This window comes from Kitasatospora phosalacinea (assembly GCF_000716545.1).
Lineage (GTDB): Bacteria > Actinomycetota > Actinomycetes > Streptomycetales > Streptomycetaceae > Kitasatospora > Kitasatospora phosalacinea.
On record NZ_JNWZ01000017.1, the window covers coordinates 147,530 to 159,857 of the forward strand.

Annotated in this window: 7 protein-coding genes; all 7 read left to right on the top strand. The window is 74.0% G+C overall.

What is annotated here, in order from left to right:
- Window positions 1–208: 208 nt before the first annotated feature.
- On the top strand, window positions 209–3,199 hold the full coding sequence (locus OO48_RS11485) for a putative bifunctional diguanylate cyclase/phosphodiesterase (RefSeq protein ID WP_033214857.1): 2,991 nt from the start codon (window positions 209–211) through the stop codon (window positions 3,197–3,199).
- 273 nt (window positions 3,200–3,472) lie between these two features.
- The gene (locus tag OO48_RS11490) at window positions 3,473–5,323 is read left to right on the top strand and encodes an acetolactate synthase large subunit (RefSeq protein ID WP_033214859.1); all 1,851 of its coding nucleotides are present in this window, start codon (window positions 3,473–3,475) and stop codon (window positions 5,321–5,323) included.
- Window positions 5,324–5,347: 24 nt separating this feature from the next.
- On the top strand, window positions 5,348–5,872 hold the full coding sequence (gene ilvN / locus OO48_RS11495) for an acetolactate synthase small subunit (RefSeq protein WP_033214916.1): 525 nt from the start codon (window positions 5,348–5,350) through the stop codon (window positions 5,870–5,872).
- Window positions 5,873–5,971: 99 nt separating this feature from the next.
- Window positions 5,972–6,970 (top strand): ketol-acid reductoisomerase, encoded by a 999-nt coding sequence (gene ilvC, locus OO48_RS11500; protein WP_033214860.1) that lies wholly within the window; start codon window positions 5,972–5,974, stop codon window positions 6,968–6,970.
- A gap of 214 nt (window positions 6,971–7,184) precedes the next feature.
- On the top strand, window positions 7,185–8,765 hold the full coding sequence (serA, locus tag OO48_RS11505; protein WP_033214862.1) for a phosphoglycerate dehydrogenase: 1,581 nt from the start codon (window positions 7,185–7,187) through the stop codon (window positions 8,763–8,765).
- A 280-nt stretch (window positions 8,766–9,045) separates the two neighbouring features.
- The gene (locus OO48_RS38195; RefSeq protein WP_157845429.1) at window positions 9,046–9,222 is read left to right on the top strand and encodes a hypothetical protein; all 177 of its coding nucleotides are present in this window, start codon (window positions 9,046–9,048) and stop codon (window positions 9,220–9,222) included.
- Between the two features lie 95 nt (window positions 9,223–9,317).
- On the top strand, window positions 9,318–12,314 hold the full coding sequence (locus tag OO48_RS11510) for a S8 family peptidase (protein ID WP_157845430.1): 2,997 nt from the start codon (window positions 9,318–9,320) through the stop codon (window positions 12,312–12,314).
- Window positions 12,315–12,328 lie beyond the last annotated feature (14 nt).

Below are 12,328 nucleotides of genomic sequence, written 5' to 3' on the forward strand. Positions count from 1 at the left end.
CGCGGGCCGCCCGCTCCGTGCCCCCGCTCCATGCCCCCGCTCCGTGCCCCCGGTCTGAGCCGAACGGGCGATCCCCGCCCCAACCCGCCTCACGCCACCTGCGGTTCATTACTCTAAGTTGAGAGTGCGTGCCAGTGCGTGACCACAGTGGTGTAGGGTCCGAAGCGGGAACACCGGTACGGCCGTTGGCCGGAGGGGGAGATGTCGATTGAACTCCACCGAGTCGGTGCCGCCTGCCCGAGCCCCGTTCCGCCGGGCCGCCGCCACCCTGCTCGCGGTGCTCTGCGCCGGGTACGCCGCCGGCGCCGCCGTCGGCTGGGGGTCGAGCGAACTCGCGCTGGTGATGGGAGACTTCGGTCTCGCCGGGGCGGCCCTCGCGGCCGCCCTGTCGTGTCTGGCGCACGGCGTCACGGTGGGGGGCCACACCCGCCCCGCCTGGCTGCTGTTCGGCCTCTCCTCGGCCATGGTCGCCTTCGGCAACGGCGCCTGGGGCTGGTACGAGGTGGTGCTCCGGCAGCCGCTGCCCCAGGACTCCTCCGCCGACTACGCCTTCCTGCTGTTCGCCCCGCTGGCCATCACCGGCCTGCTGGTGCTGGCCCAGCGCCCGCACACCCCGGCCGGCTGGCTCTGCCTGCTGCTGGACGGCTGGCTGGTGGCCGGCTCGCTGTTCACGCTCAGCTGGAGCCTGGCCCTGGGCCGGGTCGCGGCCGGCGACGGCGACGACCCGCTCAAGCTCGCCCTCGCCCTCGGCTACCCGGTGCTGGACATCCTGCTGGTCAGCCTGGTGGTCGGGCTGCGCTTCCGCGGCCGGGACGGCAACCGGACCGCCGCGCACACCGCGATGATCGGCCTGGCGCTGACCGTGGTCTGCGACGCGCTGTTCACCACCCCGCAGTTCCGCAGCGACTACCACTCCGGCGAACTGCTGGACGCCGGCTGGTTCGCCGGTTCGCTGCTGCTCGCCTGGGCCCCCTGGCAGCACGCCCGCCGCCGCCCGTCCAGCGAGCACCCCTCCGCCCAGGGCTCGCCGCGCCGCCGGGTGGCGTCCACGTTCAGCGCGCTCACCCCGTACGCGGCCGCCGCGGTCTGCACCGCCGGCATCCTCTACAACGCGCTCGGCGGCCGCCCGCTGGACCGAGTGATGCTGGCCGCCGCCAGCACGGTGGGCCTGGCGCTGATCGTCCGGCAGGGCGTGATGCTGCTGGACAACCTCTCGCTGGCGCAGGAACTCGCCACCAAGGAGGCGCACTTCCGCTCCCTGGTGCAGGGCTCCAGCGACGTCATCATGATCGCCGGGCCGTCCGGGGCGCTGTCCTACGTCAGCCCCGCCGCCCTGCGGGTCTACAACCGGGACCCGGAGGACCTGGTCGGCGGCAACCTGCTCAACCTGGTCCACCCCGAGGACGTCGACCGGGTGCTGGCCGAGGTCCGCCGGATCCTGGCCCGCACCAGGGGCGCCCGGTTCAGCAACTGCGAGCCCTCCGCCCGGGTCGAGTGCCGGATCCGCTCCGGCGACGGGGAGTGGCTGCACGTCGAGTCCACCGTCAACCCCTACCGCGACGGCCTGATCCTCAACAGCCGGGACATCACCGAACGCGTCCGCCTCCAGGCCCAGTTGCAGCACAACGCCTTCCACGACCCGCTCACCGACCTGCCCAACCGCGCGCTGTTCGCCCACCGCGTCCGGGCCGCGCTCTCCGCCCGGGGCCCGGCCGGCACCACCGTCGCCGTGCTCTTCCTCGACCTGGACGGCTTCAAGGCGGTCAACGACACCGCCGGGCACCAGGTCGGCGACGAACTGCTGGTGCAGGCCGCCCGCCGGCTGCAGGCCGCCGTCCGCAGCGAGGACACCGTGGCCCGGTTCGGCGGCGACGAGTTCGCCGTCCTGGTGCGCGGCCGGCTCGGCCACCCGCAGGTCCGCGACCTGGCCGAGCGGATCCGCGGCGCGCTCTCCGAGCCGTACTGGATCGGCGGCGTCGAACTCGGCGTCGCCGCCTCCATCGGCATCGCCTTCGGCCCCGACACCCCGCCGCCGGTGCCCGAACCGGCCCCCGCCGGGCCGGAGGACGCCGGGCCCGAACCGGCCGGGGCCGAGCCGGCCGGAGCCGCCGTCGGGGCCGCCGCCGACGAACTGCTGCGCGACGCCGACCTGGCGATGTACCAGGCCAAGTCCCGCGGCAAGGGCCGGGTGGTGCTCTACACCCCGGCGATGCGCGCCGAGATCGACCGCCGCGGCGAACTGGAGGAGCGGCTGCGGGCCGCCGTCCGGGAGGGCGCCTTCACCCTGCTCCACCAGCCCGTGGTCGAACTGGCCGGCGGCCGGCTCACCGGCGTCGAGGCCCAGGCCCGCTGGCGCTCGGCCGGCGGGCTGCTGCTCACCCCCGCCGAGTTCCTGCGCACCGCCGACTCCGGCGACGCCGCCACCCGCTTCACCCGCTGGCTGCTCACCGAGGCCGTCACCGCCGCCGCCCGCCGCCGCGCCGACGGCCCCGCCGCCCCGCCCGTCCCGGTCACCGTCCGGCTCGCCGCCGAACGGATCTGCGCCCCCGGCCTGTACGAGACGCTGGCCGGCGCGCTGCGCGACACCGGACTGCCGCCCGAACTGCTGGTCATCGAGGTGGCCAGGACCGGCCCGGACTCGCTGGCCGACGAACTCGGCCGCCGGCTCGCCGCGCTGCGCGGCCTCGGGGTGTCCACCGCGCTCGCCGGGTTCGGCGCCGGCGCCGGCTCGCTCGGCGCCCTCGCCCGGATGCCCTTCGACGCGCTCAAGCTCGACCGCAGCCTGGTCCAGGACATCGCCGACTCCGCCCTCACCCGCGCCCTGGCCGGCCACGCCCTGCGCCTGGGCCGCGACCTCGGCATGGTCACCGGCGCCGACGGCGTCGACCACCCCCGGCAGGTCGCCGCCCTCCAGGAGCTCGGCTGCCGGCGCGGCCAGGGCCTGGCCTTCGACCGCCCGCTGGACGAACTGCGGCTGCGCCGCGCCCTGCTGCGCCGCGGCTACCCGGTGCCGCGCCAGCCCCAGGGCGGCCCGGGCCGTCGCCCGCAGCGCGCACCGGACCCGCGAACGGGTGGTCTGGCCGAAGCCGCCACCGCCCGCCCCGGCCCCGCGCACCCCGGTCTCGACCTGCCGCAACGGCACGCCGTGGGGGGTCCGGGCGGTGGCCCGCATGGTGAGACGGCGGTCCCACCAGCTTGACACCCGCCACTGCGTGGGAGGAAGGTCGGTGCCATGACCACCCGAATTCTCGTACTTGGCGGGCGCGTCGGCTGAAACCGGCCTGACGCGCCTCCCCCTCGCATGCCCTTGGCACGAGGGGTTTTTTGTTGCACGAATGCTGGTGGGCCATCGCACCACAACTGGCCTCGACCACCTGAAATCCGGACGATTGAGGCAGAGCCGGAGACCGGCCGGGACCGTTCGCCGCCCGGACCGCAACCCCCCGAGCAGAACCCGAGAAGAGACAGGCAGATGACTGAGCACGCCGCAACCCCCCGCCGCGGGGACCACCCGGCCGCCCACGCTCCGGGTCCCCAGACCACCGAGACCATGACCGGCGCGCAGTCGCTCATCCGCTCGCTCGAAGCCGTGGGCGCCGACACCGTGTTCGGCATCCCCGGTGGTGCGATCCTCCCCGCGTACGACCCGCTGATGGACTCCACCAAGGTCCGCCACATCCTGGTCCGGCACGAGCAGGGCGCCGGCCACGCCGCGACCGGCTACGCGCAGGCCACCGGCCGGGTCGGCGTCTGCATGGCCACCTCGGGCCCCGGCGCGACCAACCTGGTCACCCCGATCGCCGACGCGTACATGGACTCGGTGCCGATCGTCGCGATCACCGGCCAGGTCGCCTCCAAGGCGATCGGCACGGACGCCTTCCAGGAGGCGGACATCTGCGGCATCACCATGCCGATCACCAAGCACAACTACCTGGTGACCGACCCGGCCGAGATCCCCCGGGTCATCGCCGAGGCCTTCCACATCGCCGCCACCGGCCGCCCGGGCCCGGTCCTGGTCGACATCGCCAAGGACGCCCTGCAGGCGCAGACCGTCTTCCGCTGGCCGGTCGAGGCCTCGCTGCCCGGCTACCGCCCCGTCACCAAGCCGCACGCCAAGCAGATCCGCGAGGCCGCCAAGCTGCTGGTGAACGCCAAGCGCCCGGTGCTGTACGTCGGCGGCGGCGTGCTCAAGGCCAACGCCGGCGCCGAACTGCGCATCCTGGCCGAGCTGACCGGCGCGCCCGTGGTCACCACCCTGATGGCGATCGGCGTCTTCCCGGACAGCCACCCGCAGCACCTGGGCATGCCCGGCATGCACGGCTCCGTCCCCGCCGTCACCGCCCTGCAGAAGTCCGACCTGCTGTTCACCCTGGGCGCCCGCTTCGACGACCGGGTCACCGGCAAGCTCGACTCCTTCGCCCCGAACGCCAAGGTCGTGCACGCCGACATCGACCCCGCCGAGATCGGCAAGAACCGCCCGGCGGACGTCCCGATCGTCGGCGACGCCCGCGAGGTGCTGGCCGACCTGATCGTCGCCGTCCAGGCCGAGTTCGACGCCGGCCACCGCGGCGACTACACCGAGTGGTGGACCCGGCTGAACGAGTGGAAGACGACCTACCCGGTCGGCTACGAGCCCGCCCCCGAGGGGCGGTTGTCGCCCCAGCAGGTGATCGAGCGGATCGGGCAGCTGGTCGGCCCGGACGCGATCTACGCCGCGGGCGTCGGCCAGCACCAGATGTGGGCCAGCCAGTTCATCCAGTTCGAGAAGCCGGCCACCTGGCTGAACTCCGGCGGCGCCGGGACGATGGGCTACGCCGTCCCCGCCGCGATGGGCGCCAAGGCCGGCAAGCCGGACGTCCCGGTCTGGGCGATCGACGGCGACGGCTGCTTCCAGATGACCAACCAGGAACTGACCACCTGCACCCTGAACAACCTGCCGATCAAGGTCGCGGTCATCAACAACGGTTCGCTGGGCATGGTCCGTCAGTGGCAGACGCTGTTCTACAACCAGCGCTACTCCAACACCGTGCTGCACTCCGGCCCCGGCCACGACGGCATCGAGCCGCCCGCCCAGGGCACCCGGATCCCGGACTTCGTGCTGCTCTCCGAGGCGATGGGCGCCGTCGGCCTGCGCTGCGAGCGCCCCGAGGACCTGGACGACGTGATCAAGCAGGCGATGGCGATCAACGACCGCCCGGTGGTCATCGACTTCATCGTCCACCAGGACGCCATGGTCTGGCCGATGGTCGCGGCCGGCACCAGCAACGACGAGATCCAGTTCGCCCGGGGCGCGCGCCCCGACTTCGGCGACGACCTGGACTGACGGACCCAGAAAGCGATGACCACCATGTCCAAGCACACCCTGTCCGTCCTGGTCGAGAACAAGCCCGGCGTGCTCGCCCGGATCGCCGCGCTGTTCTCCCGCCGGGGCTTCAACATCGACTCGCTCGCGGTCGGCCCGACCGAGCACCCCGACATCTCCCGGATGACCATCGTGGTCAACGTCGAGGAGCTGCCGCTGGAGCAGGTCACCAAGCAGCTCAACAAGCTGGTCAACGTGATCAAGATCGTCGAGCTGGACCAGTCCCAGGCCGTCCAGCGCGAGCTGGTCCTGGTCAAGGTCCGGGCCGACGCGGAGAGCCGCTCCCAGGTCACCGAGATCGTCCGGCTGTTCCGCGCCAAGACCGTCGACGTGTCGCCCGACGCGGTGACCATCGAGGCCACCGGCTCCTCCGACAAGCTGGAGGCCATGCTGCGGATGCTGGAGCCTTACGGCATCAAGGAGTTGGTGCAGTCCGGCCTGGTCGCGATCGGCCGCGGCGCCCGTTCGATCACCGACCGCTCGCTGCGGGCGCTGGACCGCTCCGCCTGACGCGCGCGTCTTACAACCTGAGCACTGTCATCGAAGTCCGCCGGGTGCGCCTACGGTAGGAACCCCCGGCATCACCATCACGCAAGGAGATGTGCCCCCGTGGCCGAGCTGTTCTACGAAGACGACGCCGACCTGTCCATCATCCAGGGCCGCAAGGTCGCGGTCATCGGCTACGGCAGCCAGGGCCACGCCCACGCGCTGTCGCTGCGCGACTCGGGCGTGGACGTCCGCGTCGGCCTGCTGGAGGGCTCCAAGTCCCGCGCGGCCGCCCAGGAGGCCGGCCTGCGCGTGGTCACCCCGTCCGAGGCCGCGGCCGAGGCCGACGTCATCATGATCCTGGTTCCGGACCCGATCCAGGCCGACGTCTACAAGGACGCCATCGAGCCGAACCTGAAGGCGGGCGACGCCCTGTTCTTCGGCCACGGCCTGAACATCCGCTTCGGCTTCATCCAGCCGCCGGCCGACGTCGACGTCTGCATGGTCGCCCCGAAGGGCCCGGGCCACCTGGTCCGCCGCCAGTACCAGGAGGGCCGCGGCGTCCCCTGCATCGTGGCGGTCGAGCAGGACGCCACCGGCAAGGCCTTCGACCTGGCGCTGTCCTACGCCAAGGGCATCGGCGGCACCAAGGCCGGCGTCATCAAGACCACCTTCACCGAGGAGACCGAGACCGACCTGTTCGGCGAGCAGGCCGTCCTGTGCGGCGGCACCGCCGCCCTGGTGAAGGCCGGCTTCGAGACCCTGGTCGAGGCGGGCTACCAGCCCGAGATCGCCTACTTCGAGTGCCTCCACGAGCTGAAGCTCATCGTCGACCTGATGTACGAGGGCGGCCTGGAGAAGATGCGCTGGTCGGTCTCCGAGACCGCCGAGTGGGGCGACTACGTGACCGGCCCCCGCATCATCACCGCCGACACCAAGGCCGAGATGAAGAAGGTCCTCGCCGAGATCCAGGACGGCACCTTCGCCAACACCTGGATCGCCGAGTACAAGGCCGGCCTGCCGAAGTACAACGAGTACAAGAACGCGGACAGCGAGCACCTGCTGGAGACCACCGGCAAGAAGCTGCGCAAGCTGATGAGCTGGGTCGACCAGGAGGCCTGATCCCCGCCCCCTCCCGGTTGTACAACAAGGCTGTTCCCGTCCGGGTGATTTCGCCGGACGGGAGCAGTCCCCGCACCACCCCGCCGATAGACTCCGAACCACGCGTCAGGCCCACAGCGTCGTGCGTCTAGCCACGCGACATGCCACCTTCTCCCCGCCCTGTGCGCGCCACTCCGTGCGGCGGGGTGAACCGGACAGTTAAGGACACACTGTCGTGAGCAAATCTGTCGTACTGATCGCCGAAGAGCTGTCGCCCGCCACCGTCGACGCGCTGGGCCCCGACTTCGAGATCCGCCACTGCAACGGCGCCGACCGCGCCGAGCTGCTGACCGCGATCGCCGACGTCGACGCCATCCTGATCCGCTCCGCCACCAAGGTGGACGCGGAGGCGCTGGCCGCCGCCAAGAAGCTCAAGGTCGTCGCCCGGGCCGGCGTCGGCCTGGACAACGTGGACGTGGCCGCCTCCACCAAGGCCGGCGTGATGGTCGTCAACGCGCCGACCTCCAACATCGTCACCGCCGCCGAGCTGGCCTGCGGCCTGCTGATCTCGGTCGCCCGCAACATCGCGCCCGCCAACGCCGCGCTCAAGGGCGGCGAGTGGAAGCGCAACAAGTACACCGGCGTCGAGCTGAGCGAGAAGGTGCTCGGTGTGGTCGGCCTCGGCCGGATCGGCGTGCTGGTCGCGCAGCGGATGTCCGCGTTCGGCATGAAGATCGTCGCCTACGACCCCTACATCCAGGCCGCCCGCGCGGCCCAGATGGGCGTCAAGCTGCTCTCGCTGGAGGAGCTGCTGGAGGTCTCGGACTTCATCACCGTCCACCTCCCGAAGACCCCGGAGACCATCGGCCTGATCGGCGACGAGGCGCTGCACAAGGTCAAGCCGACCGTGCGGATCGTCAACGCCGCCCGCGGCGGCATCGTGGACGAGGAGGCGCTCGTCCGGGCGCTCCAGGAGGGCCGGGTCGCCGGCGCCGGCCTGGACGTGTACGCCAAGGAGCCGTGCACCGACTCGCCGCTGTTCGCCTTCGACAACGTGGTCGCCACCCCGCACCTGGGCGCCTCCACCGACGAGGCGCAGGAGAAGGCCGGCATCGCGGTCGCCAGGTCGGTGCGCCTGGCGCTGGCCGGCGAGCTGGTGCCGGACGCGGTCAACGTCCAGGGCGGCGTGATCGCCGAGGACGTCCGCCCGGGCCTGCCGCTGGCCGAGAAGCTCGGCCGGATCTTCACCGCGCTGGCCGGCGAGGTCGCCGTCCGGCTGGACGTCGAGGTCCGCGGCGAGATCACCCAGCACGACGTCAAGGTGCTCGAACTGTCCGCCCTCAAGGGCGTGTTCGAGGACGTGGTGGCCGAGACGGTGTCCTACGTCAACGCCCCGCTGTTCGCCCAGGAGCGCGGCGTGGAGGTGCGCCTGACCACCTCCAGCGAGTCGCCCGAGCACCGCAACGTGATCACCGTCCGTGGCACCCTGGCCGGCGGCGGCGAGGTGTCGATCTCCGGCACCCTTTCCGGCCCGAAGCAGGTCCAGAAGATCGTCGGCGTGGACGGCTTCGACGTCGACGTGGCGCTCACCGACCACATGGCGTTCTTCCAGTACGAGGACCGCCCCGGCGTGGTCGGCACCCTCGGCCGGATCCTCGGCGACGCCGGCATCAACATCGCGGGCATGCAGGTCGCCCGGGACGGCGACAGCGCGCTGGCCTCGATCACCGTGGACAGCGAGGTCTCCCAGGAGGTCCTGACCGAGATCGCGGCCGCGATCGGCGCCAAGTTCGCCCGCTCGGTGAACCTGGGCTGACGCCCCCCGGCACCCCGGAGACGGCCCTTCCGACCTTGAGGCGGAAGGGCCGTTCGCGTACCGGTGGACCGGCCCCGTCTCAGATACTAGGAAATCCAAGTAAATCTGCTGACCTCGCGGCCCCTTCGTCGTACCGTGGAGTAGTCCTACGGTGAGCCACCCCCGCAACTACGGGGAGCGTGGCCCGTGGGCGCGTACGCGGTGCGGCAGGCGATCCCTGCTCGGCGTACCCCTCACCCCCTTCCGCGCGCCGCTGCGCCCCCGCACCAAGGAGCCCGGTATGCCGTTCGTCGCAGACCGCACCACCGCCCCCGCCGCCACCACGACCACCACCGTCGCCGCCGTCCGCGCCGCGGCCCCGCGCCGCCGCCGCGCCCTGCCGACCGACCCCCGCACCGCCGCCGCCCTGCAGCGCGCCCTCGACCGCCGCGACAACGGCGCCCCGATCGGCGACTGACCGCCGACGCCCGTGCTGGGCCGGACGGGTGACGGGGCGTCACCCATGGGGTGAACCTCCGCCCCCGGCCCCGCGACGGCTCCTACCTTGGGGCCGTGCGCACCCCCCTCGGCCTCCTCGCCGCCCTCGTCCTGCTCGCCCCGGCCGCCGCCCCCGCGCTGGCCGACGACCGGCCGGCCGGCGGCCCGAGCACCACCGTGTTCGTGGAGCTCGCCACCGAGCCCGCCGCCACCGCCTGGCAGCGGGCCCGGGACGACGCCCGCCGGCAGCTGCGCACCCCCGACCAGGCCCGGCGCGCCGCCGCCGGCGCGGGCAGCGCCCAACGGGCCGTCGCCGACCGCTCGTTGGACGCGCTCACCGCCGCGCTGCGGCGCGCCGCCCCCGGCGCCCGCCCGCTCTACCGCACCCGCACCCTGGCCAGCGGCCTCGCGCTGCGGCTGCCCGCCGCCGAGGTGCCGCGGCTGGCCGCGCTGCCCGGCGTCCGCGCCGTGCGCCCGGTCGCGCTCAAGCGGCGCGCCAACGGGTACTCGGTGCCGCTCACCGGCGCCCCGCGGGTCTGGGACGGCCCCGAGGGCCACACCGGCGAGGGCGTCCGGATCGGCGTCGTCGACTCCGGCATCGACTACACCCACGCCGACTTCGGCGGCCCCGGCACCGCCGGGGCCTACCGCGCGGTGGACGGCGCCGCCCCCGCCCCCGCCGCCCTGTTCCCCAACGCCAAGGTGATCGGCGGCAAGGACCTGGTCGGCGACGACTACGACCCCGACCCGGCCTCGCCCCACCACCAGCCCGACCCGCACCCCGACGACAACCCGCTGGACTGCGCCGCCAACGGCCACGGCACCCACGTCGCCGGCACCGCCGCCGGGCTCGGCGTCACCGCCGACGGCAAGCCCTACCGCGGCCCCTACCGGCCCGGTCTGGACCCGGCCGACTTCGAGGTCGCCCCCGGCGCGGCCCCCGGCGCCCAGCTGTACGCCATCAAGGTGTTCGGCTGCGACGGCTCCACCGACCAGCTCTCCGCCGCGCTCGACCTGGCCGCCGACCCGAACGGCGACGGCGACCTGTCCGACCGCCTCGACGTGGTCAACCTCTCGCTCGGCAGCCCCTACGGCCGCCCCGGCGACGCCGACGCGCTGGCCGCCGACCGGCTCGCCGCCCTGGGCACCGTGGTGGTCGCCGCCGCCGGCAACGAGGGCGACGTGTATGGCATCGGCGGCAGCCCCGGCACCGCCGCCCGCGTCCTCACCGCCGCCGCCTCGGTCGACGAGCACGGCGACGCCGACGGCATCACCGTGCTCGCCCCCGCCGCGCTCGCCGGGAACGTCCCCGCGCACTGGAGCAGCAAGTACACCCACTGGGACGACACCGAGGTCAGCGGCGAACTCGCCGTCCCCGCCGACCAGTCGGACGGCTGCGCGCCGTTCTCGCCCGCCGACGCCGACCGGCTGCGCGGCAAGGTCGCCGTGCTGCGCTGGACCACCAAGGACCCGGACCGGGCCTGCGGCTCCGCCCCGCGCGCCGACCACGCCGCCGACGCCGGAGCCGTCGGCGCGCTCTACGCCGCCGACGGCGACAGCCTCGGGGAGGTCGCCGGCGACGACCGGATCCCCGCCGCGATCCTGGCCCGCGCCGACGGGACGCGGCTGCTGTCAGCGCTGGAGGACGGCCCGGTCACCGTCCGGCTCGCCACCCCCGGCAACCCGCTGCACGGCGCCGTCCCGCAGGACCAGCCGCAGCGCACCGACACCCTCGCCTCCTTCACCTCCCGCGGCATCGGCGTCGACGGCGTCGTCAAACCGGACCTGGCCGCCCCCGGCGAGACCATCTGGTCCGCCAAGGCCGGCACCGGCAGCGGCGGCACGCGCGAGGACGGCACCTCGATGGCCACCCCGCACCTGTCCGGCCTGGCCGCCCTCGTCCGCTCCGCGCACCCCGACTACGACGCCGCCGAGGTCAAGGCCGCGCTGATGGACACCGCCACCGACACCCACCTGCGCGACGGCGGCACCGGCCCGGTGTACGGCCCCGAGCGCACCGGCAGCGGCCGAGTCCGCGCCGACGCCGCCGTCCGCACCCCCGTGCTCGCGTACGGGACGCAGGTCGAGGGCGCGGTCGGCGTCTCCTTCGGCACGGTCGAGGCCACCGGCGCGCGCGGCGCCACCCGCGAGGTGACCGTCCGCAACCTCGGCGACCGGCCGCTGACCTACGCCACCGGCTACGCGCCCGCCACCACCCTGCCCGGCGCCTCCTTCGGGATCTCGCCCGCCCGGGTCGACCTGCCGCCGCACGGCAGCGCCACCGTCACCGTCACGCTCCGGCTCGGCCCCGACCTCGGCCGCGCCCCCGACCCCACCCTCGACCTGCTCCAGGCCGGCCGCGCCCGCAGCTACCGCGGCGAACTCTCCGGCCGGCTCACCCTCACCCCCGAGGACGGCACCCTCCCGCCGCTGCGCGTCCCGCTGTTCGCCGCCCCGCGGGCCGCCTCCGACGCCGCCGCGCTCGGCACCGCCGCCGCCTTCGCCGTCTCCGGGAGCCCCCGCCCCGGCCTGCTCACCGTCCTGCAGCCGGGCGGCGAGGGACCGCGCTGGCCGGACTGCCCCGCCGCCGGCACCGACCCCTGCGCCGACGACCCCGCCGAACGCTCCGCGAACCTCCGCTACGCGGCCGCCGCCGTCGACGGCCGCGGCACCCTCTACCTGGCCGCCGTCCTGTGGGCCCCGGCCGCCACCCCCGCCGGAACCCTGGGCGTGCGCGCCTCGCTCGACGCCGACGGCGACGGCACCCCCGACGCGACCGTGGTCGCCGACCGCCTCAAGGGCAGCGACGTGCTGGTCGCCCGCACCCTGGACGCCCGCACCGGCGCCGAACTCGACGTCCAGCCGCTCAACGGCCGCTGGGGCGACACCGACACCGCCCTGCTCGACTCCGACACCCTGCTGCTGCCCGTCCGCCTGTCGGCCCTCCCACCGCTCGCCCACCCCCGCTACACGATCTGGACCGGCCCCGCCGAGGACCCGGCCGACGCCCTCGCCACCCTCGGCCCCTACCCCCTCGACCCGACCCTGCCCCTGTCTCTTATACACATCTGACGCTGCCGACGATA

What these genes read in the sequence shown, in the direction of transcription:
- OO48_RS11490 (WP_033214859.1), top strand. Translation starts at nt 3,473, where the DNA reads ATGACTGAGCACGCCGCAACCCCCCGCCGCGGGGACCACCCGGCCGCC.
- ilvN (WP_033214916.1), top strand. Translation starts at nt 5,348, where the DNA reads ATGTCCAAGCACACCCTGTCCGTCCTGGTCGAGAACAAGCCCGGCGTG.
- OO48_RS38195 (WP_157845429.1), top strand. Translation starts at nt 9,046, where the DNA reads ATGCCGTTCGTCGCAGACCGCACCACCGCCCCCGCCGCCACCACGACC.